The organism is Bacillus sp. CDB3 (assembly GCF_002081505.1).
GTDB lineage: Bacteria > Bacillota > Bacilli > Bacillales > Bacillaceae_G > Bacillus_A > Bacillus_A cereus_AT.
The window spans coordinates 23761-49165 of record NZ_ALBR01000078.1 but is presented as its reverse complement, the minus strand read 5'-3'; the positions used below and the strand labels follow the sequence as shown (position 1 = coordinate 49165).

The following is a 25405-nucleotide window of genomic DNA, read 5'->3' as shown; positions in this document are numbered from 1 at the left end:
CTAACTTTCTACGTTAGAACGTAAAGTTAGAACTAATACGAGTACGGTAGTAGTTAAACTTAAACTAGTAACGTAACGTCGGTATTACGTCGAGTTTTCTTATAGGTGTAAATAGTCGAGAGGGGTCGAAATATGAAGAAGAAGTTGTTTGCATTACCATTTGTCCTACTATTACTTATTGCATTAGCGGCTTGCTCAGGAGAGAAAGATTCTTCGAAGCAAGCAAACACTAGTAAATCAGGGACTCCGAAAGATGGAGGGACGTTAACAGTTGGTGTTAGCGACAATCCTGATACGATGAATCCGCTTTATGCGAATGATCGTGTGTCGTTAACGATACAGCAAGCTTTATATGCACCGCTGTATCATATGGAAGACGGTAAGAAAAAATTTGTTCTTGCGGAGAGCTTTACGCCTTCAGAGGATCAATTAACATGGACTTTAAAACTAAAAGATAATTTGAAATGGCATGATGGTAAGAAAATTACATCAGACGATATTGTATTTACATTCCAATCTATTTTAGATGAGAAGCAAAATAGTTCAAGCCGTGAAAACTTTATTTTTAAAGGAAAGCCGCTTGAGGTGAAAAAAGTGGATGAGCTAACGACTCAATTTGTATTACCACAAGTAAGTGCATCTTTCGAAGGGGTTATGAACGATTTCTTCCCAATTCCGAAACATGTATTTGAAGGTGAAGCAGATTTAGTGAAGAGTAAGAAAAACTTACAACCTGTTGGATCAGGTCCATTTAAATTAAAAGAGTTTAAGTCAGATGAATATGTTGCTTTAGAGCGATTCGATGATTATTTTGCTGGTAAAGCGAAATTAGATTCTATCGTGTACCGCGTTGTAAAAGACCGTAATACAGCAAATGTTTCACTACAAAATGGTCAAATCAATATGAAGATGATTGAGCCGCAAGACTTTAAGAAATTAGATAGCACGGGGAACTTCTCAATGGTGACTTTCCCTGAAGGTAGATTATTCTACTTAGCTTATAACTTTAATACAGACCTTATGAAGAAAAAAGAAGTGCGCCAAGCAATTGCGCATGCATTAGATAAGAAAGAAATGATTAACTCAGCGTTCGTTTCTAGTCAATTTGCGGAACCAGCAAATTCAATCTTAACGCCAGACGCTATGTATTATGCGAAAGATATTAAAGAGTATAAGTATGATCAAAAAGAAGCGAAAGATTTATTAGCAAAAGCTGGTGTGAAAGATAAAGAAAAAGTACGCGTTATGTATGTAACGAATAATAAAATTATGGAAAGTTTAGCACTTTATACACAGCAAAAATTACAAGAAGTTGGCTTACAAGTCGAGCTAAATGCATTAGATGCTAGTGCGGCAAGTGAAAAAGGCTTGGATAAAGAGAATAAAGAATATGATATTACATTTGGTGGTTACATAATGGGACCAGAGCCAGATTCATATAAGAGCTTATTCTTAAGTAATGCAGAATACAATTATGCACGTTATAAAAATGCTGACTTCGATAAGTTATGGGAAGAAGCTGCGGTTGAAACAGATAAAACGAAACGCGCAGAGCTATACCATAAAATCCAAGATACAGCTAGAGAAGACTTACCTTATCTTCCAATCGCATATCCGAAAGCAGTTATTGCAGTAGATAAAAAGTTTGATGGATTAAAAGAAGCAAAAGCAATTCCTGTCACAATGTTTGAAGATCTATCGAAAATTTATGAAGTGAAATAAGAAACTATGAAGAAGCTGGTGGAAATCAGCTTCTTTATCCCGCTTTAACGGGCTGATAATCAGTGGGGGATGGACAAAAACCCACTGATTAAAGTTTCACTTTATCTTGAGGGGGGAAGTTTGTGTATAAAGTAATTGCAAAGAGGCTTTTAAATGCAATTCCGCTTTTATTTGTTATTTCTATTATCTCTTTTCTATTAATAAAACTAGCGCCGGGCGATCCCGTTCGAAACTTTGTAACGCCGAATATGAGTCCAATTGATGTCGAACGTATTCGCAAAAGTTTAGGACTAGATCAACCGATTTACGTGCAATATATTTTATGGCTAAAAAATATTTTAACAGGGAATTTTGGATACTCACTTCAAAATCACCGTCCTGTTTTAGAACTTATTACAGAAAGATTACCCGCAACAATCGGATTAATGGGATCATCTTTACTCGTCTCATTTGTAATCGCAATACCGCTTGGACTATTTACAGGTGTGAAAAAGAATTCTATCTTTGATCGCATCGTGAACTTTATCTCCTATGTGGGAATTTCAATGCCAGTCTTTTGGTTCGCGTTACTATTAATCTACTTATTCTCTTTAAAGTTGAACCTTCTTCCGAGTATGGGTATGCGCACAGTCGGTCAAGATTCCTTCTGGGATATTGTCCAGCACGGCATTTTACCTTGCATGGTGCTAGCGTTCCAAAACGTCTCTGTTTATATGAGATATATTCGTTCAAGTACCATCCAGCAATTAGAAGAAGATTACGTACAAATTCAATATGCGTACGGCGCTTCAAAGAAAACAGTTTTATTTAATCACGTACTTCGAAACGTATTAATACCAATCATTACAATTTTCGGATTATCCATTCCAAGTTTAGTAGGCGGAGCGTTCATTACGGAAACAGTATTCTCATGGCCGGGACTTGGTTCGCTCGGGGTGAATGCTATTTTTAGATTTGATTATCCAATTATTATGGCAATCACATTATTATCATCGTTCATGTTAATTCTCGGTAATTTAATTGCTGATATTTTATATGGCGTAGTAGATCCGCGCATTCGAATGAGGGGGTGATTTGGAATGAACAATAGGAGATTTCAAACGATAAAAAATAGTTTTACGAAAAATAAGTTTGTATTAATGGGAGTTATTATACTTAGTGTTTTAACAATAGCGTCTCTTTTCGCATTCATATCACCGTACGATCCTAGTAAAATGTCGATTCCAGATCGCTTACAAGAACCGAGTATGAGTCATCCTTTCGGCACGGATGATTACGGACGAGATTACTTAACGAGAGCGTTATATGGCGGAAGAGTTTCTCTTGCAGTTGGTTTTCTAGCGATGGTCGTTTCCATTACAATAGGGACCGCAGTTGGAACCATTAGCGGATATTATGGCGGAAAGTTAGACAACTTCTTAATGCGAATTGTTGAAGTTTTAATGTCAATTCCTTCATTCTTTTTAATGCTGTTATTAAATGCTTATTTAAAACCAGGAATTACAACGCTTGTTCTTATTATCGGATTATTAACGTGGATGGACACGGCCCGTATCGTAAGGGCAGAAACGTTATCTGTAAAAGAGCGTGAGTACGTTTTATATGCAAAAGTATCCGGACAAAAATCACTCATGATTATTGTAAGACACATCATTCCGAACATTTTATCAACCATTATAATCGCAGCGACATTAACAATTGCGACATCTATTTTAATGGAATCATCACTTAGCTTCTTAGGATTAGGTATTAGAGAACCAGATTCTTCTTGGGGCAGCATGCTTAACAATGCGCAAGGATATATCGGTGAAGCTTGGTATTTAACACTCTTCCCAGGGTTCCTTATTCTATTAACAGTGTTGAGTTTTAACGTAATTGGTGAAGCGCTTAAGAAAGCTTTCGCACCAAAAGGGGCCGGACATGAAAACTAAGTCGTTAAGCGAGAGGAGTGAGGAACGTGTCTGAAAAACTATTAGAAGTGAAAAATTTAAAGACTTCTTTTTTCATAGAAGACGGAGAAGTTGAAGCGGTTCGCGGCGTTTCATTTAGTTTGAAAAAGGGTGAAGTCGTCGGGATTGTTGGCGAATCGGGAAGCGGAAAGAGTGTTATGGCGAAATCAGTTATGGCTCTCGTTACGTCGCCAGGGAAAGTGAAAGAAGGAGAGATTCTTTTTCACAATGAAAACATACTTTCAAAATCTGAAAAAGCATTGCGTTCTATTAGAGGAAATCAAATTTCACTTATATCTCAAGATCCAATGTCGGCATTAAATCCAGTTGTGAAAATTGGGAAGCAAATGACGGAAGTAATTATACGGCATCAAAAAGTGAAAAAGAAAGAAGCAGAGCAGATTGCGGTCAACTTGTTAAAACAAGTTGGTCTTTCTTCACCGGAAGAAAGGGTAAAACAATATCCGCATGAACTAAGCGGTGGTATGAAGCAGCGGGTTATGATCGCAATGGCGATGTCTTGTAACCCAGACCTTCTCATTGCGGACGAACCGACGACAGCGCTTGACGTAACGATACAAGCACAAATACTAGATTTAATGAAAAACTTAAAAAACGAAACGAATATGTCGTTGCTTCTTATTACGCATGATCTTGGAATTGTCGCGCAAAACTGTACACGAGTTATCGTAATGTACGGCGGACTTATTATGGAAGAAGGACCTGTACTTAATATTTTCCAATCGCCGAACCATCCATATACGAAAGGGCTATTAAACTCTCTGCCGAAAATATCGAACGGCGTAAAAGAAAGACTAGCTCCGATTCAAGGTGTAACGCCAAACTTACTACATCCGCCGAAAGGTTGCCCGTTCGCAGAGCGTTGCCCACATAAAATAGACATTTGTGAAAAAGAACGTCCGCCATATTTTGAAATTGGAAACGGAAGGCGTTCTATGTGCTGGCTAAATGATAGGGCGGTAGGTGATTCCCATGCATGAAAACTTAATTGAAGTTCGGAACTTAAAAAAGTATTTTCCTATTAAAAAAGGACTATTCGGCAGAAAAACAGAGCAATTAAAAGCAGTCGATGACCTAAGCTTCACAATTAAAAAGGGTGAAACATTCGGATTAGTAGGAGAATCAGGCTGCGGAAAATCAACGACAGGAAGAAGTATCATTCGCTTACACGACGTCACTTCAGGTAATATTCTATTCGACGGAAAAGATATCGCGGATCTAAAGGAAAGTGAACTAAAAGAATATCGAAAAAGAATGCAAATCATTTTCCAAGACCCGTACGCATCATTAAACCCGACAATGAATGTATTCCAAATTATTAGCGAACCGATGAATATTCACGGATCCCATACAGCGGAGGAAAGAAAAGAAATCATTCTAGACCTTCTCAAAAAAGTAGGCCTAAAAGAAGAACACCTATATCGCTATCCGCACGAATTTAGCGGAGGCCAAAGACAGCGCATCAGCATCGCGCGCGCGCTATCTGTAAAACCAGACTTCATCCTATGTGACGAACCAATCTCAGCACTCGATGTCTCAGTCCAAGCACAAGTCGTAAACATGCTGCAGGACATCCAAGAAGAAACAGGCGTCACATACTTATTCATCGCCCATGACCTATCCATGGTAAGACACATATCAGACCGAATCGGAGTCATGTACTTAGGAAACATAGTAGAAATTGCCGACAGCGAAGACCTATACACAAAACCGGCACATCCATACACACAAGCACTACTCTCATCCATGCCAGAGCCAGATCCAACCAACACAGGCAAAGAACGGATCATCCTGCAAGGGGAAGTACCAAGCCCACTAAACTCACCATCCGGCTGCAAATTCAGAACGCGCTGCAAATTCGCCACTGAAAAATGTGCACAAGAAGTACCGAAGATGGTGGAGATTGCGAAAGGGCATGAGGTGGCTTGTCATTTGTTTTAGAGGGAGAGCATCGGGGGACCTGGTGGTATTTCAGTTGGTAATATGATAGTTGGTATGGCTTGTAGCGTTAAATAATTTATATAATAAACAATAAACATAAAAAAAAGAGCTAAGGTTCTCATACAGCCTTAGCTCTTTTTTATGTTTGTTAAACAATATCCTTTCAAAGAATATTTAAGTCTATATTTATAATCCTTCCCTATCTTAATGCATAAAGACAGGGAAGGATTATATTTAATTCCCTTCCATACTTCTGATGGATTTTTTTGTTCACGGATTTTTAACATCTTTATTTACAGTGTTTTGAATGTAAACTAATAATAAAAAGTTTGCTTTCAAATTAGAAAAGGTTAGTCCCTCACTTCACTCCAGCTAAAAACCTCACACCCAAAAGCAAAGGGGAACTCAATTGTTCAAACTCATATAAAGTTTCAATCTTGTCTAAGCATCCATTAGGATATACAATTGATCATCCATTTTTCTTTACATAATCTCCAGATACAGTCCATATCAACTATAGATTCTTGTCTTATGCTAAATGTAATCAAAAAGCAAGTAGATAAAGATAATGACTAAAACATTAACTCTAGATACTTTTTTGATGAATATTACAAATAAACAGGAGGTAATGAAAAATGATTAAAACATTATTAGCAGGAGCACTTTTAAGTACAGGATTGGTAGCGGGAGGTGCAGTAGGTGCAGATGATGCGAAAATGGACAATTTAAAGTCAAATGAAAATAGTTCCAATCAAGTAATTATACAGAGTGCAGATGGAACAACGTCTTTCTCACAAAACTTTGATTTACCTAAAGATGCAGTGCCAGCAACTCCTAAAGGAGACGTAAAAACTGTTGAAAGAACAGAAGGTACAGGTTCTCAGGAAGGAAAAATGGTACCAGCAAAAGAAGGTGCAGATTCTCAATCTGGATTTGAAATGGGAGCCCCTGAAAAACCAGAGCATGCAAAAACTGTTGAAAGAACAGAGGGCACAGACTCTCAAGAAGGAAAAATGGTACCAACAAAAGAAGGAAATTAAATAATATATAGTTATAACGAAGAGCATCCAAAAAGTGGTGCTCTTTTTATATTATAGGGATTAACTAGTTTTACTCAATATAGAACTGTAGCGGGAATTCAAGCTAGAATATGGGTTACTGTCTCTTCAAATCATGGTGTTTGAAGCACTAGTTTTGGTGGTAACGTTACAACATAAACATTTTATTAGAGATTTTTTAAATTTACATACACTCTAGATAGACTACATATCAACTTCAGATACTTGTTTTATGATACAAGTAATCAAACAAAAGGAGGGCAATACAAAATGATTACAACAGTATTAACAGGCACTCTTTTAAGTACAGGAGATTATTAACAGGTGGAGAAAATGTTGAAGATGTACAGACAGATAAACATATTCCATATGAACAAAATGAATTACAGCAAACTCTAGAAAAGTACGATTCGAAGAAATTTGAGTTATAAAAAGAAAATAGATAAATTGACAAGAGAAAAGCACTTTGTGTATATCACAGGTGCTTTTCATTTTGATATAGGGCTTGAATTAAATTTTTGCACTAAAATATATACGGCAAAAAGGGGGGAGTTCATTGCACAAAGTTATTTATGGAATATTAATTTTAATTTATACTTTGTATTCATTTTTTGTAAGTGATGGAAGTGAAGTAAGGTTTATTATGGTGTTAACTATAGTACTTATCTTTTCTGTAGTTTTAGAAAAAGGAAATGCAAACAAAACGACTGATTAAAGGTCTTTTTGTTTGCATTTTTTAGTTGGCTATTAAAGTCCAGATGTTTTAGGGACACTATTAAATTTTTAGTTGATGAAAACACCCGCCTAAAATAGAAAACTTTTAACCTATTATCATTTATTCCGTAGCTTTTAAGGTATTTAACACGACTTTGGTTGCGTCTGCAATAAGTTTATCATCGTATTTAGCATCTTCTTTATCATGATTAGAAAGTATAGCAAGAACAATCGGCTTTTTATTTGGTGGCCAAATAATTGCGATATCATTTCTTGTTCCGTAAGATCCCGCGCCTGTTTTATCAGCTACTTCCCATCCTTTTGGTACGCCCGCACGAATCAATTTATCTCCAGTTGTATTTCTCTTCATCCAATCTACTAATAGTTCACGTTTTTCTATTGGAAGTGCAGTTCCTAATGTAAATGATTGAAGTGTCTTAGCTATCGCTTCTGGTGTACTGGTATCATGTGTTTCTCCTGGATGCACTTCATTTAATTCAGGTTCAAATCGTTCTGAAGTAGTAACAGTATCTCCCATTTCTCTCAAGATTTTTTCAAATTCAGAGGGGCCCCCTAACTGTTTAAGAATCAAATTATGTGCTGTGCTGTCACTATATCGAACAGAAGCATCTGCAAGTTCTTTTAACGTCATTCCTGTATCAACATGCTTTTCAGTAATTGGATTATAATTAGAAAGATCTTCATGAGTATACGTAATCCTTTGATCAAGAGCTTCTAATGAGTTCTTGCGTAAAAGAGCGCCCACAGCTAATGATTTAGATGTAGATGCAAATGCAAAACGATCATCTGAATGATAAGCAACAGTTTGATTCGTACCTGTGTCCAGTGCATAAATACCAAGCTTAGCATCATATTCTTTTTCAAGTTTAGCGAAAGATTGATTACCTGTATTTTCTTGTTTAATTTGATTAGCTTGATTCGTTTGTTTAGGTGGTTCAGATTGAGTGTTACTATTGGAACAGCCTATAAGTGATACACATGAAAGTAATACTACAGGCACAATCTTTTTGTAATGTAAAATGTTAAAGAACTTGTTTAAAACGAACATAAATTTTCAACCTCTTTCAAGAATATATGGATTTTGTCTAGGTATTTTAAATACCAATGCAATTAAAGATGGCATTGGGTAACAATACTACTGCAGCTAAAATTTCACAGGTTAAATGACATCCAAAACGTTTATCCCGCTATTTGCCGGGCAGTAAGACCCCCACCTCAAAATTCAGCGGAAGCAAAGAAGTTAGGTGGGGGTCGGGCTGCCCGTAAAGGCCCGATTGGTTCAACTAATAATCAGTGGGGGATGAACAAAACCCCCACTGATTAAAGTTTCACTTTATATGATTGATAAGTCACGGTTTGGGTTATTTCTTTTTTGTTTTCACTTGTAATGGTTCACCTGTGAAAGTATTACAATACATATTTTTTACTTTTGGGAATAATAAGTCCTTTCTTTTTTTTGGTAATACATAAAAATAGATGTCAAACGGGATATGTTGTATCCAATCTGGACAACTAATATTAGAAATACACTTATTAGACACTCTAAGTAATAAATTTGTTCCACTTTAAGATGAGGAAGAATTTGGGGTTTGTAAAATAACAATGGAACTACGTGTTTTTTCGTCATACAAAAACCTCTACATATAAGTAGAGGTTTTTAAATTGTATATTAATGAATTATGCTTTTTTAGATAAAGTAAATCGAGTTCAGGTAAACGAAGAACATAGGATACGTAATTTTAACTAGATTTATTATTAGCTAGTTTATCTCCACCACCAAGCTCCGCCTCAATCTGCGAAGTCTTCGATGACTCATCCATACGCCAATACGTAATAAAGCTTATCGCGATACATCCAGCTACGTAGAAATAGAATAGTGATTCCATTCCGATACTCTTTAGCCATAATGCGATGAACTCGGCTGTTCCGCCAAATATCGCAACAGTTAGTGCATACGGTAAACCTACGCCTAGTGCGCGAATTTCAGTTGGGAAGAGTTCGGCTTTTACAATTGCGTTAATGGAAGTGTAACCAGTAACGATAATAAGACCGACCATCATGAGTAAAAATGCTACAATTGGTTCTGTCGTTTTTTCCATAAAGAAGAAGATTGGTGCTGTGAGTAAAGTTCCGAGAATACCGAAAGCCATTAATAGTGGGCGGCGTCCGATTTTATCAGATAATAGCCCTGCAATTGGTTGAAGTACTACAAATATAAGTAGTGCGACAAAGTTAATCCAGCTTACAACTTCTTTCGGGAGACCGACTGTGTTTACCATGAACTTTTGTAAATATGTTGTGTACGTATAGAATGCGACAGTGCCTCCTAAAGTTAGGCCGACTACTGTTAATACTGCTTTCGGATGTTTCATAAGAGCGCGAACGGTTCCTGCGCTTTCGCGATTTTTAGATTCCATGTTTGAGAACTGCTCCGATTCATCCATCGTACGGCGAAGCCATAATACAGCTACTGCGCCCATTGCTCCAATAATGAATGGAATACGCCATCCCCAAGCTTTCATATCTGGTTCGCTTAGTAATTGCTGAAGAACAATTTGAACGCCTAACGCAACCATCTGTCCAGCAACGAGCGTTACATATTGAAAACTTGAATAAAAACCACGGCGACCACTACTAGCCATTTCAGATAAATACGTTGCGGAAGTTCCATACTCTCCGCCGAGTGACAACCCTTGCAGTAAACGGGCAAGAACTAAAATAATTGGCGCCATAATACCGATGCTTTCGTAACTCGGTGTACAGGCAATAATTAAAGAACCACCGGCCATAACCGTAATGGAAAGCGTTAATGCTGCCCGGCGTCCGTGCCGATCCGCATAACGTCCCATTAATAAACTTCCGATAGGGCGCATTAAAAATCCAACTGCGAAAATAGCCGCTGTGTTCAATAATTGACTCGTTGGGTCTCCTTTAGGAAAGAACTCTGCTGAAAAATACACAGCAAAAGCAGAGTAAACGTACCAGTCGTACCATTCAATTAAATTACCGACTGAACCTTTGAAAATATTGCCGGCGACTCGGTTTGATTTTACTTGAGCCATACTAATTCCTCCTCTTGCTTATAAATAAAATGATAATTATGAAAGCGCGTTCAATATAGTTGAATTGTACTGTTCTTGAATTGTAATCTCAATATTATGACAATTTTATTCTTTTTGTACTTTATGTACATGGAGAGTTTTAATAGTTGCTTCATTATTAGTTTTGTCATAATAATAGAAAAAGGAGATTGATAGTTTTGAATATTTTATCAAAGGATATGGAGTATGAAGAAATCACGCAAAGTGTCATTACAAACGAAAATAGTAAGCTTAATTATTACGTTAATTTTATTTGTCGTTCTCCTATTAGCCGGAATATTTGTTTACATTCAGTCCGTTGATACGAAGCGCCAAGTGGAACAATTAGCTCTGCAAACGGCGAAGTCACTTTCTTTTATGCCAGCTATAAAAGATGCTTTTCAATATAACGAGCATAAAAGTACCATTCAATCCATTGCGGAACAAGTTCGCGAGCAAGCTGGTGCAGATTATGTCATTATAGAAGATCGTTATGGGGTTATGTATTCGCATTCTAATTCGGAGTTAATTGGTACAAAGAGTAACAATCCATATAACTATGAAGCACTCACTTTTGGTGGTTATTATACGCTCGAAGGAAATGGTGCAAGTGGTCCGGCTTTAATGGCGAAAGCACCAATTATTGTTCAGAACGGAGACTACGATCAAGTCGTAGGCGTTGTGACGGTAGAGTTTTTAATAAAGGGTATTGAATCTAACATACTGAGCAGAACGAAAGAAATTATCCTCTTTTCCGTAGCGGTATTATTAGCCGGAATTGTTGGCGGCATTCTTTTAGCACGTAGCATTCGTAAAGATACACTCGGTTTAGAGCCGAATGAAATCGCAGCGTTATACCGGGAAAGAAGCGCGATACTATTATCTATAAAAGAAGGGATTATCGCCATTGATCAAAACGGTTGTATTACGATGATGAACATATCAGCAGAAGAGATGCTTCATGTAAATGGCGATTATATGCAACGGCACATTTCAAAAGTTTTACCGGAATTTCATATGGAGAGAGTACTAGAAAACGATCAAGAAATCGCATTTCAAGATAAAGTGTTTATTTTAAACATGACACCGATACTTGAAAACAACAGTACGGTAGGAGTTGTATGCAGTTTTAGGGATAAAACAGAACTGCAAAATCTTGTGAACACAATATCTGAGGTAAGAAAATATTCAGAGGACTTACGTGCTCAAACGCATGAATTTACAAATAAGCTTTTCGTCTTATCAGGATTACTTCAGTTAGGACATTACAGAGAAGCGATTGAATTTATCCAGCAAGAATCTAATATTCATCAAAGCCAAAACCATATTTTATTCCATCAAATTCATGATGCGAAAGTACAAGCTATTTTATTAGGGAAAATCGGAACAGCATCTGAGAAGAAAATTGATTTTCATATTGAAGGAGATAGTGCGCTTCAACCGTTACCAGACCATATAAAAGTTTCGCACCTTATTACGATCATTGGAAACATAATCGACAATGCATTTGATGCGGTGAGTGGACAAGAGGAAAAGAGCGTTTCCTTCTTTGTTACGGATATTGGACACGACATTGTGTTTGAAGTGATAGATAGTGGAGCAGGGATACCGGCAGAAAAAATCACGACAATTTTTCAAAAAGGGTTTTCAACGAAAGGAAATGATCGTGGTTACGGGCTAGCAAACGTGAAAGAAATGGTAGATCTACTAGAGGGAACAATTGAGATTCAAAACGAGAAAAATGGGGGAGCTATTTTTACAATTTACCTTCCGAAAACATTGAGAGAAAGTACATGACAAACAGGGGGATGGGCATATGTTGAAGGTTGCAATTGCAGAAGATGATTTCCGCGTAGCGCAAATTCAAGAGGAGTTTTTATCAAAAATAAAGGACGTAAAAGTGATCGGAAAAGCATTGAACGCAAAAGAAACGATGGAACTACTACAAAAGGAAGAAATCGATTTACTTCTATTAGATAATTATTTACCAGATGGAATTGGAACAGACTTATTGCCGAAAATTCATGCGGATTTTCCAAACGTTGACGTCATCATGGTTACTGCGGCGAATGAAAACCATATGCTAGAAAAAGCAATTCGAAACGGCGTAAGCAACTACCTTATAAAACCGGTCACGTTAGAAAAATTTGTTCGCACAATTGAAGACTATAAAAGAAAGAAGCAATTATTACATAGTAACAATGAAGTGAATCAAGCACTCATCGATAACTTCTTCGGCACTTCGCAAACACAAGACATGAAAAACTTACCGACTGGTGTTGATCCATTAACACTGCAAAAAGTGAAAGACATTATAAAAGGATTCGAAGAGGGAATTACAATAGAAGAAATGGGAGAACAAATGGGGGCCTCTAGAACAACCGCCAGAAGATACTTAGAATACTTAGTAGCGACAAATGAATGTACAGTAGAATACACATACGGCATTATCGGACGACCAGAACGAAAGTATCGAATAGGACGAGGACTATGAAAAAACGATTATTACTATGTATATGGATCATAACAGGAGTACTAGCTGGTTGTTCTTCAGAAAAATCTCAAACGAATACAGTAAACATAGACAAAGTAGAAATCGTTGCACCAAACGTTCAAGGAGCGGGATGGGACTTAACGGCACGGGCGATGCAGAAAACACTGACAGAAGAGAAAATCTTCACAAAACCAATCACTGTCACAAACAAAATAGGCGGCAGCGGTGATGTCGGATGGAAATATACGAAACAAAAAGGCGGTCACGTACTTGCGATTAACTCAAGCTTACTCATAACGAACAACCTACTAGGCCACAGTAAACTAACATATAAAGACTTCACACCACTCGCGCTACTTGCATCAGACTGGGAAGTCGTTGTCGTATCAAAAGACTCAAACATAGAAAACGCAAACGAACTAATGGAACAACTAAAACAAGACAAGAAAAACTTCAAAATCGGCGTTGCCCCAGGCCTAGGAAACGACGATCACCTATCCTTCGTACAAGTAAGCAAAGCATTCGGCATAAACCCTGCCGAACTAGAATTCTTCGTCTACGAAAACAAAGAAAAAATCATCAACGCCCTAACGAACAAACAAATAGGCGCCGCAACCATGACCCTATCCGAAGCCGAAAAACAATACAAAGCCGGTAAAATAAAAATACTAGCCGTATCCGCACCAAAACGACTAGACCGACTACCAGAAATCCCAACATGGAAAGAACAAGGGATCGACGTCATATTCCAACACTGGAAAGGGATCATGGGCCCGAAAGATATGACAGAGGAAGAGGTTGCTTATTGGGATGGTGTTATTAAGAAGATGGTTGAGAGTGAGAGTTGGAAGGGGATTTTGAGGGAGAGGGGTTGGAATTCTTTTTATAAGAATAGTGAGGAGAGTAGGATTTTTCTTGAGGAGAGTAGTCAGGAGTATGGGGAGCTAGTGGGGAATAATAGAAATTATTAAATCATACGGTATGGCGTATGATTTTTCTTTTATACATAGTTTGGTAAAATAGTAGTAATTGTAATTTATTGTAACGGTGGGGATGAAAATGTTAGAGCAACTCATAATTGAATTGGCTAAATCAACAAATCGGGTTGAAGATATAAATGGTGATAAAACTTATTTGGTTAGAAATAAGGATAATGGAGAATTAGAAATTGAAATTAAATTTTCACGTGAGCGATATGAAAAAGAAGAAGCACCGTCTTATTTTAACGTGGGCTTTGAACTTCTTAAGGATGCTTGGCAAAAAATTATTGATATGCGCACGGTAAAGAATGAAGATTTCGGACAAGCAAGTGAATGTAATACTTTCTTGGTAGCTTTCTTTTCACAGCTTCCATTTGTGAATGTAATGGAAGCAGGAGCTATTAAATTTAAAGAATTCAAAACAGATAACCTACCAAGTGAAAAATATGATAAAGTTATACTCTTTTTAGAAGAGACAATGAATGGTACATATAATCCAAGTACGTTACGTGAACAAACGGATGAAAATTTATATAGAGTGAAATCTAGTGCACGCCAGGATTTGAGGTTATTGGGATTTTTGAATGAATCTCATGAAATAAATAAGCTGCTATTAAATGAATATGTTCAATCGGAAGATAAAAATGTCTACATTGCCCAGTTAGTTTTAAAGCAGGAATATTTCCGTCATGCTTTATTCGTTCTTGGCTTGTTAGAGAACTATTCAAAAGGTGAAAAGAAAGAAGCTCTAGTTGGTTTGGGAATGACGATGGTTCGAAATTCATTAGGGAATAACTTGATGGTTGAATCGGTGGCGAGGAAGCGTACGAATAATTTACTGGATTGGCTTGAACAAGTAGGACTAATTAATGATGAATGGATTCCTATTGAACAATACGTAAAAGACGATAGAGAAAAGGGCGGTAGTATGAACAGTAATTTACGTGAAAAGTTTTTAATGGTTATGAATGAGTATTTAAAGGCAAGAACAGAAAGATTTGCGGGCCATAAAATGGGATCGGTCGTTAGACATGAAATGACAACGGAAATAACGAGGTTACCATTTATTAATCATAATCAGTATGTTGTCACAGGATCTGTTGGTCAAGGAAATTGGGCTGCTGTGCCGTGGCTTGCGATTATGAATAAAGAAATTACGACATCCACGCAGAGAGGTTATTATATCGTTTATTTATTTAGTGAAGATATGGAGCGATTATATTTAACGCTGGCGCAAGGTGTGACGGAAACGACTAAAGAAGAGATGCAAAAAATTAAAGAAGAGATTCGTGAACAAATACATATGTCCCAAAAGGTGAAAAAAGACGATGATATTTTCCTAGGTACAAGTCCGAAAGCAAAGGGATATTCGAATTCAACTGCGGCTTATATTGCATACGATGTTAATGAAATGCCTAGCGAAACAGAATTAGTTGAAGACTTGGAAGAAATGCTTCGCTATTATGAGGGATTTATTGCTTACAAAGAGGAAGGAACGAAATATGAAATGATTTATGAGAGGAAAGAAGTGTATTTAGATCAGCAATCAATTATCGATCATGTGTCTTCTTATATTCAAAGTAAAGGTTTTTTTTATGAGAAAAAGGATCTTATTAATTTCTTCCTTTCATTAAAGACGAAGCCGTTTGTAATTTTATCAGGCATTTCGGGTACAGGGAAAACGAAAATTGTTCAGTGGTTGCAGAGAGTTTAGGGGCTACGGAAGAGAATGGACAATTTACGCTTATTCCGGTTCGACCTGATTGGAGTGATAGCTCTGATTTACTTGGTTATGTGAACCTTCAAGGAGAATTCCAAGAAAGACCGTTAATTAAAGTTCTTGAAAATGCAGATGCAAATCCAAATAGGCCGTACTTTGTAGTGTTGGACGAGATGAATTTAGCTCGAGTGGAATACTACTTTAGTGATTTTTTAAGTGTAATTGAGAGTCGTAAATGGAAAAATGGGAAAATTGTTACGTCACCAGTTCTTCCAGAATCCATTACGAATAAGCATATTACAATTCCATCAAATGTATATATTATCGGAACGGTAAACATGGATGAAACGACACATCCGTTAAGTAAAAAAGTGTTAGATCGTGCGAATACAATTGAATTTAATACCGTTAACTTAGATTATTTTAATTTCTTAATGGATGTAGAAGAGAAGGAAGCTGAAATTGTTTCTACTGGTTCTTTAGAAACGAAGTATCTTCATTTAAAAGAATGCTTTAAAGAAAACGAAGATCTTGTGAGAAATATATCAACCATTTTAATAGAAATAAATAAAACACTTGAATCAGTTGGCGCTCAAGTTGGATATCGTATACGAGATGAAATTTGTTTCTATATGGCATACAACGAAAAAGGAAAGTTATTATCATTCGATGAAGCACTTGATTATCAAATATATCAAAAGATATTACCGCGTCTTGCAGGGAGCGATGGAAGAACAGAAGAGGTATTAAAGCAGTTGTATGTCTTATGTGCAAATGAAGAATATGATAGTGGTAATAATGACGCTTCATATGCTAAGTATCCTCGTTCAGCTAACAAGTTGTCTCATATGTTAAGGAGGTTCGAGTATGATGGTTTCACCTCTTTCTGGATCTAATAATGAGATAGAGCTAGTTAAGATTGAAACAGAGGAGCTATCATTGACGATTAAGGGAAATCCTTATCATGAAAAATACGAGAGTCTAAAAGAATATCACGCTATGAACGCAGATGAAATGATGTATTTTCATGTAGATGAGAAGACGGAATCCGTTTCTGTATTTGATGCGAGATTGCAGCGGCTAGATGAATGGAACGAACATCCGCCAATCTTTTTTGAGAATAGAAGTTATCAGCTTGTTGTTGTTCCGAAAAAGAGTCAACAGCTGTCTTTTTATCATGAACATCCGGGATTTCGAAAGCAAGTTAATTCCATTCAAATGGGATCACTTCATGTGTTAATGGGGAATCTTTCGTTTCCAAATGAAGTAGGAAATACAACATTTGAAATTAAAGATGAGAAAGAAACTTTATTAACAGTTACATTTGAAGTTTTTCCGTCAAAACTGGATTATAAGGATGATTACAGAGCTTTATTAAATGAAGTAAATGATGAAATTTATAATTTAGCGTTTCATCTATTGAAAAGAACTTACTTAGGAGCATCTGCAATTTACGCTACAAATCCATCAAAGAGTGAGTTTTATCGTATTTTAAATGATTCCTTTGAGCTATTTATGAAGTCTATATCTCACATTAAAAGACAACCGCATCATACGCTTATGACTAGACATCAACTTGTACGAGGAGAAAAAATTCGTAAATTGGATTCTGTCGGAATGAATTATTTGCGAAAGCGACCACACTTGCTGCAAGGAGAAAACAGTATACCGACTAAAGGTATTACAGCTTATAAGGAAGTGTCTTATGATACGTTAGAAAATCGATTTATTAAATGGATGATTCAAAGAGTCGTACATAAAATAGATGATTTACTTAAAGCACTAGAGCAAAAGTCTGGATATACACGTGGTGTAAATGATGAAGATTTGATAGAGCGTGTAAAAAATATGAAGTATCGAATGAAAAATGAATGGAACGATCCATTTTGGAAAGGAATCGGAAAATTAGATCGCTCAGTCTTTTCACTCGTTATTCAAATGGCAGCGGGCTATAGAGATGCGTATCAAATCTTCTTAATGCTATCGCGGGGGTTAACATTACGGGGACAAATTTTCAAAATGTCGGTAAAAGATGTCGCAAGGTTATACGAATACTGGACATATTTAAAACTTGGACAAATTTTATCCAAAAAATATATACCGCTGCATCAAGATGTTATTCAAGTTAAACAAGATGGTTTATACGTAACGTTAGATGAAAGTAAAACTGCAAAAAGAACGTTCAAACATCCAGAAACAGATGAGGTAATAGAACTTTACTTCCAGAAAAGAAATGGCGGACTGCCAACAGTTACACAAAAGCCAGATACAATGCTTGCTATTGAGAAAAAGGGAAAGAGCTATCAATATCAATACATTTTTGATGCGAAATATCGAATTGATTTTGCTGAAAGCTCTCATTATAAAAGGAAGTATGGCGCCCCTGGCCCAATGGAAGAAGACATTAACACAATGCATCGTTACAGAGATGCACTAGTAGTAGAACAAGAGGGGCCTTTTGAGCGAACAGCTTACGGAGCGTACGTATTATTTCCGTGGAACCAAGAGGAAGCATATGAGAACCATCCGTTTTATAAAAGTATTGAAAAAGTAAATATCGGTGGCTTCCCATTCTTACCGAACGCAACAAGATTAGTCGAACAATTTTTAGATCATCTCATTGAAAAAAGCCCAGAAGAAATTATAAGTGAAGGTATTCTTCCAAGAGGAACAAAAGAAGAATGGCACTCTTCACTAGAAGAAAAAGTATTAGTAGGCAGCGTAAAAACTGAAAGTGACTATGAAATATATAGGAAAGAAGGCCTATATCAGCTACCGGTCACGCAGTTAAAACCAGGATGGCAAGAAGCGAAGTACATAGCATTATATGCACCGGAAAAATGGCACGGAGAAAAAGGCGGAATTCAATACGTTGCAAAAATCAAACACATTCAAATGCAACAAGCCGATGAATATGTACATTTCGAACTAGAACCATGGAAAAAACTAGACCATCTCATTCGTCCAGTAGGATATGGCATTCAAACATACACCATAACAACTATGTCGTTATTAAAAGAAGTACAAGAACTCCCAGAACTCTTCATGAAATCAAAAGAAGAACGAACTCTTTGGAAAACGCTGCGTCGTTTTACGAAGCAAGTTAAGGTTGAGTTGGATCATCGCAATTTGGATGAAGCATCTTCTATTAAGAGTTATTATGTGCAAGATGTTCAGATTTGGGTTGATTATGAGAATGAGGTTGTTATGGTTGGGAGAGATGGACGAGTTAAAGAGGTGCCTTTGGAGTTGGTTGTTGGGCGGGGATCGGTGTTGTTTAAAGAAGTTATAGAAGTACTAAATGTTAGGGAATAGCACTTAGATACAAGGTTGATTAAGTCATGAATAAGGGCCAAGTTTTTAAATATAATAGATAAATATTAGTTGGATAAAGTGTATTGTTAACTATGGGAAGAAGAGCATATGGGGTATATGCTCTTCTTTTATTTGTAAATAACATGGATGTGAAACTCTAAATGATGACCTCCACCCTGTCAAGGTGAAGGTGTTTTATCTATATTAATGTTACTAAATTTTTCTATACAATCCCCTTGCATCTCCCCCAACGTCACCCCCTAACCTAAAGAAGACAAATCAAAAAGGGGGGACAAAACCACTCATGAAAACCACCACAAAAGAAAAAAGGAACACCATCATCATGCTACTACTCTCAGCTGCAATAGGAATCTTTTCACCACTCCTCATGTACATCACACTGGCACGTAAAAATGAGGTGTACAAATACCATTGCCGAAAAGTATTCAATTTTCATTTGTTAATCTTTTTTCTATTTAATATTAGTTCGCGCATTAGTGATGTTTTATTTTGGATCGTATTTACCTTTGAGGTCGTTCAAGTGATCATTGTTGCGTGGAAAGTAATACGCGATGAACCGTATCGTTATTTCATTCGAATTCCTTTATTTAAAGAAGATAAGTATGGATTGGAAGGAGAATAAGTAATGAAACAAGAAGTGGAGATAAGGGGAAAGCGAATTTTTATTATGACTGCAGTGTTGTTTATTGCGGTTTATATCATTCTACGAAAAAGAAAGTATGAGTACTTTTATGATGGTATTAGTGAGTATGAAAATCGTTATAGAGGGAGTGCTCCTTTTTTGTTGCTTGTTGTAAGTTTGTTTCAATATTGTAGGCAGAATGAGATGAGTTTTTCTCATATGTTTCAGTATGTGAAAGAGAAGTTAGCGGAGTAGGTGATGATATGGCGTGGATGATTAGTGAGTTTGCAAGGGTTGGGGATGTTACGGTGCGGACGCTTCGTTATTATGACAAGATTAATTTATTAAAGCCAAGCGATTATACTGAGGGTGGGCATCGGTTATATACGAAAGATGATTTGTATGTGCTGCAGCAAATTCAATCGTTTAAGCATCTTGGTTTTTCGCTTGGAGAAATTCAAAATATTATATTGCAGCGTGATATAGAGACTAAAGACTTTTTAAGACAAATGCATTTTCAAAGGGAATTGCTTTTGGTAGAGCAAGAAAGAATTGCGAAGGTACTTTCGCATATGGATGAGATGACGAAAAAGTTTCAAAGGGAAGAACAAGTGGATGTCGCTTTGTTTTCTTCGTTTTTGCAAACTTTCATATGGGAAAAAGAAAATAAAGAATGGTTAGAGGAACATTTTTCAAAAGAGAGTGTTCAAACGTTTTATAATAATAAGGAATTAAAAGAAAAGTTTGATCGGCGTTTTATGGATGTGATAGGGAAGTTGAAAAAGTATAAGGAAGAAGAGAAGGATCCAGGTCATCATGCCGTTCAAGTTACTTTGAAGGGATTTTTCAATGTAATAGAAGGGGTAATGAACTATCTTGATATACCTCAAAGTGATATAGAGGATATAATCCAAAAAATCAAACCTCCCACTATCCGAATTTCCAGCTCTCTTCACAACTGAAGAAGAAAACTACATAAAAGAAGCAATCCAGCAGTTTAACAACTAGTTAAACTGCTTTTCCATTATAATAGAAGAAAAACCAAACGGAGGAAAATCCTATGCCAACCTACAACAAACTAATCAGAAACAAAATCCCGCAAATAATAAAAACCAACGGAAAAACACCCACAACAAGAATCCTACCCGAAGATGAATACATAAAAGAAATCTGCAAAAAAACAGAAGAAGAACTAGCTGAGTATTTAGAAGCAAATACAAAAGAACATAAACTAGAAGAACTATCCGACTTACTAGAACTAATAAACGCCCTAGCCGAACACGAAGGCACAACACTAGAAGAAATCAACAACATCCGTAAAAAGAAAGCAGAAGAACGAGATGGCTTTTCAGATCGAGTCTTCCTAATCGAAGTAACCGACAACTAGCCCCTCATAAGCCCCTACCAAGTAATAAATCACTAAGAAAAAACACAACAAAACAAAAACACCAACAAACACCGTAGTAGTAGTCAAAAAAATTTGAAATAACATGCCAAAAACCCAGCCCTCCTTCCTATATATAGTACAAAGAGGAAATTTTCATTTTTGAATGAAGACGGGAGGAACTTTGATGGCGGTGTATCGTAATGTGCAGGTGAATTTTTGGCAGGATGATTTTGTTTTGGATTTGACGCCGGAGGAGCGGTATTTTTATGTTTATTTGTTAACTTGTTCGAAGACGACGCAGTGCGGGATTTTTCCGTTTCCCAAGCGGTTAGCTGAGATGGAGACGGGTTATAACAGGGAGACGGTTGATAAGCTCTTGCAGCGTTTTATTGATTATGGAAAGATTCTTTATGATGCGGAGACGAGGGAGTTATTTATTTTAAATTGGATTCGTTATAATCCTGTGACGAATACGAATGTGGAGAAGTGCGTGCTTCGTGAGCTTAAGAGTGTGAAGAATAAGGAGTTTGTACGTATGTTTCTTCAGAAGTGCGTAGAGGAGGAGCTGAATGTTCCGATGCTTTTAGCACATTTCGGTATGCCTAGTGATTTGGCCGTTCATGATGTTGATCCGGTCTGTGATGAGGCGGAAGAAGAGGTTAGAGAGGAAGAGACGGGGAGTCGCGTGTTTTCTTTTTACGAGCAACATTTTGGTAGTTTGTCTCCTTATACGGTAGAGGAATTGAATGCGTGGATGAATGATTTGTCAGAGGAGCTTGTGCTGAAGGCTCTTCAAATTTCGTATGAGAATAAAAACCGGAAGATGGCTTATGTGAAGGGGATTTTGCGGGGGTGGCACGGGAAAGGATTTACGAAAGTGTCTGAGGTTGAGGCGGATACGGAAAGGTTTCGAAAGAAGGAGTCGTCTGTTAGTACTGGGGAGACGGAGAAATTTTTGGCGAAGTGTGAGGAGTGGGAGAAGAATGTGCCGTCTGAGGAAGAGTTGCAGCGCTTTTTAGCGGAGCGCGGGTGGCGTCCATGAGCATTCAAAATGTGGAGGCGGAGAAGACGGTGTTAGGTTCTCTATTACTTGATGGAGAGCTTATTAAGGAGTGCCGTTTGACGGATCAGTATTTTTCTATGCCAGTGCACAAGTCTATATTTCAGTTAATGCGAAAAATGGAAGAGGAAGGGCAACCGATTGATCTTGTGACATTCATTTCTAGAGTAGATCCAAATTTTTTGAAGGGGATCGGGGGAATGGAGTATTTTATAGGGTTAATGAATGGTGTGCCTGCGACTAGCAACGTCTCTTATTATGAGGGGCTTGTTCGAGGTGCATGGAAAATGTATCAGGCTGGCGTTCTTGGGCACAAGATGGGAGAGCGCCTTATTGCAGAGAAGAATGAGAAAATTATTGGTGAGACGATTACGGAACTTTGTGAGTTAGAGGAAAAGGACTGCGTATGTGAGTTTGATTTGAAGGATGCGTTAGTTGGTTTGTATGAAGAGCTTCATCAAGATACGAAAGAGAATACTGGTATTGAGACTGGTTATACATCGCTAAATAAAATGACGTGCGGATTGCAGGAAGGTGATTTTGTCGTTCTTGGTGCACGTCCTTCTATGGGGAAAACTGCGTTTGCGTTAAATGTTGGACTGCATGCGGCGAAGTCTGGAGCGGCAGTTGGATTGTTTTCATTAGAGATGAGTAGTAAGCAATTGTTAAAAAGGCTGGCTTCTTGCGTAGGTGAAGTGTCAGGAGGTAGGCTGAAAAATCCGAAGCACCGTTTTGCGATGGAAGATTGGGAAAAGGTGAGTAAGGCGTTTGCGGAGATTGGTGAACTGCCTCTTGAGATTTATGATAATGCAGGCGTTACAGTGCAAGATATTTGGATGCAAACTCGTAAGTTAAAGAGGAAGCACGGTGATAAAAAGCTTTTAGTTATTGTAGATTATTTGCAGCTTATTACGGGGGATCCGAAGCATAAGGGCAATCGATTTCAGGAGATTAGTGAAATTTCGCGTAAGCTTAAGTTATTAGCGCGTGATTTGAATGTTTGTGTAGTAGCGTTGTCGCAATTGTCTCGTTCAGTAGAGTCACGTCAAGATAAGCGCCCGCTTTTATCTGATTTAAGAGAGACGGGACAAATTGAGCAAGATGCGGATGTCATTATGCTTATGTATCGTGAGGATTATTACGATAAGGAAACGATGCAGAAAGAGATGACAGAGATCCATGTGGCGAAGCATCGGAATGGACCTGTTGGTAGTTTTAAGCTGCGATTTTTGAAGGAGTTTGGGCGGTTTGTGGAGAATGGGAATTAGCTGGAGGGGAAGTTTGTGTCTAGTAAAAAGTTATGGATTATTATACTACTCGTTTTCGTTATTGTGTTAGGCATGATTGGTTATAGATTACTAGGTCCGTTTATAGAGGGGCGAAGTTATTATTATAAACACGCTAATTTTACGGATCTTTCCAATGAATCGATTGGAAAGATGAGACTGCACGACAATATTGATAGAGAGGCATTTAGAAAAGAATATGGTGAACCTCTTAGTAAAAAAGAACACGAATTATATGATTATTACTATTGGAAAAACGGAGTAGAAACGGCTTCAATTATGGAAGGAAAAGAGAAAGGAAAGATTGTTCGTTTAATAATCCGAGAAAGTACAGATCTTAAGACGGAAAAAGGGATTGGACTTGGTAGTACGAAGCAGGATGTTATCAGTTCGTATGGTTCGAATTATTATGAACGGACGGAACAGGGGGCAACTATTATCGGTTATGCTGACCATAAACTGCATACAACAATTGAGTTTTGGTTAGGGGAAGGGGAGGTAGTGCGTATTCGTTTGGATGATGCGGATGTTGAATAAGCGAAGCGAAGCGAAAGTTTCTTATTTAACGAACGATGATAAGTCAGTTTAAAAGGTGTAATGAAAATGAACTGGTATTAGATATAATTGAAATGGCACAAAAAAGAGATGTGCATGGAACCATTCAGGATTCTCCATTCAAATCAGGGATTCCAATACAACAACAAACGACTTTTAGATTTAGCTATCATTGGTAGCCACTCTCGCAAAGGAAACTGCCATGATAATGCCTGTATCGAGTCATTTTTCTCCCATTTAAAATCGGAGATATTGTATTTGAATCATTTTAAAACAGAAGCAGATTTAATATAAGCAATTGAGGAATATATTTATTTTGATAACTATAAACGGTTCCAAAAACGACTCAACTATCGAGCTCCGATAGAATATCGAATCTCGATGGTTGCTTAGTCTTTTTAATATTGTCTCCCTGATAGGGATAAGGCCATAAAAACATCGCTTTTTTGTTAATACAAATGAAAAATTAGCAATTTATTATTTATCCAATACACCTGCAATGTATAAATTTGTTAATGGAGTGTCTTCGACTTTTTGCTCGGCAAAATTGTATTTATAAACATAGCCATTTTCATCTAAAGCGTAGTATCCAACAACAGCCATGTTTCCTATATGATTATCTTTCCTTAAGGCATATAATATTTTGTTATCAGAAGGTAAACCATCATTTTTTTCTAATTCATAATCTTCATGTTTTGCATTTTTAGGCATTAAATATTCTTTTAGCGACATTTCTAATTCTGAAATACTTAAACGTCCTTCTGCATTTGATTTTGGAGCTATAAATGTTTTGTCAGTTAATTGTTTTTTTAACTTTTCTTTATCAGTATTTGCTGATGATTTTTGTGCAGTTTCCTTGTTATTCTCTTTACTATCGCTATTACTTTCTTTTGGATATTGATCAATTATCTTTTCAGTATTTAAATCGATTATTTTCAATTGGCCCATACTATCTTCTAACCCAGTTTCAAAAATAACAGCATAATTTGATAGTAAATAGATAGGTTGTCCACCTCCACGATCAGCAGTAATTATACCTTTTGTATCGGATTCTTTAGTAAAAGTCCAACCGCCTTTATAAAAATCATCATTCCAAGGAGATCCTTTATAAATGCTATAAATTTTCTTGGCTAATTTTTCATCCAGTTTATAAGTCTTTTGTTCCTTATTTGTTTTTGATTCTAAATCTGCAATCTTTTTTGTTAACTCGTTATTCGTTTTTTCTAATGAATCTCGCTCTTTTTTTACAGACTGTAATTCAGCATCTGAAGGTTTATTTTCACTAGCTTTACTTGAAGTGTTATTACAACCTTGTAAAAGTAGTGCTGATGCAGCGAGAAGTGATATAACTATACTTTTCTTCATAAATATCCCTCGTTTTCTATTTATTTCCCTTTTATACCTTATAATGTATAATTGTATTCGTCAAATTATTTTAAAACAATTTACAATATCTAAA

At 36.9% G+C, this 25405-nt stretch carries 20 protein-coding genes and 3 pseudogenes; 20 read left to right on the top strand and 3 right to left on the bottom strand.

Annotation, left to right across the window (positions count from 1 at the left end; all coding sequences use genetic code 11):
- Positions 1-132: 132 nt before the first annotated feature.
- The 7 genes from CDB3_RS19630 (at position 133) to CDB3_RS31755 (ending at position 7406) form a co-directional block, all read left to right on the top strand.
- Positions 133-1722, top strand: a complete 1590-nt coding sequence (locus tag CDB3_RS19630; protein WP_128855651.1) for an ABC transporter substrate-binding protein — start codon at positions 133-135, stop codon at positions 1720-1722.
- A gap of 122 nt (positions 1723-1844) precedes the next feature.
- Positions 1845-2795, top strand: coding sequence for an ABC transporter permease (locus CDB3_RS19625; RefSeq protein ID WP_097829835.1), 951 nt, complete (start codon positions 1845-1847; stop codon positions 2793-2795).
- Positions 2796-2801: 6 nt separating this feature from the next.
- The gene (locus tag CDB3_RS19620) at positions 2802-3653 is read left to right on the top strand and encodes an ABC transporter permease (RefSeq protein ID WP_128855650.1); all 852 of its coding nucleotides are present in this window, start codon (positions 2802-2804) and stop codon (positions 3651-3653) included.
- A 26-nt stretch (positions 3654-3679) separates the two neighbouring features.
- Positions 3680-4672 carry an ABC transporter ATP-binding protein gene (locus CDB3_RS19615; RefSeq protein WP_128855649.1) on the top strand — a complete coding sequence of 331 codons (993 nt, stop codon included), beginning with the start codon at positions 3680-3682 and terminating at the stop codon, positions 4670-4672.
- Positions 4665-5633 (top strand): ABC transporter ATP-binding protein, encoded by a 969-nt coding sequence (locus CDB3_RS19610; protein WP_128855654.1) that lies wholly within the window; start codon positions 4665-4667, stop codon positions 5631-5633. Before CDB3_RS19615 ends, CDB3_RS19610 begins: the two co-directional genes overlap by 8 nt.
- 635 nt (positions 5634-6268) lie before the next feature.
- Positions 6269-6673: an alpha-ketoglutarate permease gene (locus CDB3_RS19605; protein WP_128855648.1), complete on the top strand. Its 405-nt coding sequence runs from the start codon at positions 6269-6271 to the stop codon at positions 6671-6673.
- A 574-nt stretch (positions 6674-7247) separates the two neighbouring features.
- Positions 7248-7406 (top strand): hypothetical protein, encoded by a 159-nt coding sequence (locus CDB3_RS31755; RefSeq protein WP_002087303.1) that lies wholly within the window; start codon positions 7248-7250, stop codon positions 7404-7406.
- A gap of 120 nt (positions 7407-7526) precedes the next feature.
- Here the strand turns inward: CDB3_RS31755 and blaIII are convergent, their stop codons facing one another.
- Both blaIII and CDB3_RS19590 read right to left on the bottom strand, forming a co-directional pair.
- Complete coding sequence (gene blaIII / locus CDB3_RS19600; protein WP_002016516.1) at positions 7527-8474, bottom strand: class A beta-lactamase BlaIII; 948 nt, start codon at positions 8472-8474, stop codon at positions 7527-7529.
- 691 nt (positions 8475-9165) lie between these two features.
- Positions 9166-10488, bottom strand: coding sequence for an MFS transporter (locus tag CDB3_RS19590; RefSeq protein ID WP_128855646.1), 1323 nt, complete (start codon positions 10486-10488; stop codon positions 9166-9168).
- Positions 10489-10713: 225 nt separating this feature from the next.
- Between CDB3_RS19590 and CDB3_RS19585 the strand changes: the two genes are divergently transcribed.
- From CDB3_RS19585 to CDB3_RS33145, 13 genes and pseudogenes are all read left to right on the top strand, one after another.
- Positions 10714-12303 (top strand): ATP-binding protein, encoded by a 1590-nt coding sequence (locus CDB3_RS19585; protein ID WP_128855645.1) that lies wholly within the window; start codon positions 10714-10716, stop codon positions 12301-12303.
- Between the two features lie 19 nt (positions 12304-12322).
- On the top strand, positions 12323-13000 hold the full coding sequence (locus tag CDB3_RS19580; protein ID WP_061675272.1) for a response regulator: 678 nt from the start codon (positions 12323-12325) through the stop codon (positions 12998-13000).
- Positions 12997-13971 carry a tripartite tricarboxylate transporter substrate binding protein gene (locus tag CDB3_RS19575; RefSeq protein ID WP_128855644.1) on the top strand — a complete coding sequence of 325 codons (975 nt, stop codon included), beginning with the start codon at positions 12997-12999 and terminating at the stop codon, positions 13969-13971. Before CDB3_RS19580 ends, CDB3_RS19575 begins: the two co-directional genes overlap by 4 nt.
- An 88-nt stretch (positions 13972-14059) precedes the next feature.
- Positions 14060-16596 (top strand): annotated as a pseudogene (locus CDB3_RS19570) (MrcB family domain-containing protein).
- Positions 16571-19015 carry a restriction endonuclease-like protein gene (locus tag CDB3_RS19565; protein WP_128855653.1) on the top strand — a complete coding sequence of 815 codons (2445 nt, stop codon included), beginning with the start codon at positions 16571-16573 and terminating at the stop codon, positions 19013-19015. The pseudogene CDB3_RS19570 and the gene CDB3_RS19565 overlap by 26 nt, the downstream one beginning before the upstream one ends.
- A 304-nt stretch (positions 19016-19319) precedes the next feature.
- Positions 19320-19658, top strand: coding sequence for a magnetosome magnetite crystal formation protein family (locus CDB3_RS19560; protein WP_128855643.1), 339 nt, complete (start codon positions 19320-19322; stop codon positions 19656-19658).
- 3 nt (positions 19659-19661) lie between these two features.
- Positions 19662-19913, top strand: a complete 252-nt coding sequence (locus CDB3_RS19555) for a hypothetical protein (protein WP_128855642.1) — start codon at positions 19662-19664, stop codon at positions 19911-19913.
- A gap of 8 nt (positions 19914-19921) precedes the next feature.
- Positions 19922-20666, top strand: a pseudogene (locus CDB3_RS19550) (MerR family transcriptional regulator).
- Between the two features lie 52 nt (positions 20667-20718).
- The gene (locus CDB3_RS19545; protein ID WP_128855641.1) at positions 20719-21045 is read left to right on the top strand and encodes a nucleoside triphosphate pyrophosphohydrolase; all 327 of its coding nucleotides are present in this window, start codon (positions 20719-20721) and stop codon (positions 21043-21045) included.
- Positions 21046-21229: 184 nt separating this feature from the next.
- Entirely contained in the window at positions 21230-22087 is an 858-nt protein-coding gene (locus CDB3_RS19540) for a DnaD domain-containing protein (protein WP_128855640.1), read from the top strand.
- On the top strand, positions 22084-23373 hold the full coding sequence (gene dnaB / locus CDB3_RS19535; RefSeq protein ID WP_128855639.1) for a replicative DNA helicase: 1290 nt from the start codon (positions 22084-22086) through the stop codon (positions 23371-23373). The genes CDB3_RS19540 and dnaB overlap by 4 nt, the downstream gene beginning before the upstream one ends.
- A 15-nt stretch (positions 23374-23388) precedes the next feature.
- Positions 23389-23928 (top strand): hypothetical protein, encoded by a 540-nt coding sequence (locus CDB3_RS19530; protein ID WP_128855638.1) that lies wholly within the window; start codon positions 23389-23391, stop codon positions 23926-23928.
- Positions 23929-24030: 102 nt separating this feature from the next.
- A pseudogene (locus CDB3_RS33145) lies at positions 24031-24339 on the top strand (transposase); the annotation flags it as partial.
- Between the two features lie 84 nt (positions 24340-24423).
- Here the strand turns inward: CDB3_RS33145 and CDB3_RS19525 are convergent.
- A complete protein-coding gene (locus tag CDB3_RS19525) occupies positions 24424-25311 on the bottom strand; it encodes a hypothetical protein (protein ID WP_128855637.1) in 888 nt (295 codons plus the stop codon).
- Positions 25312-25405: the final 94 nt, after the last annotated feature.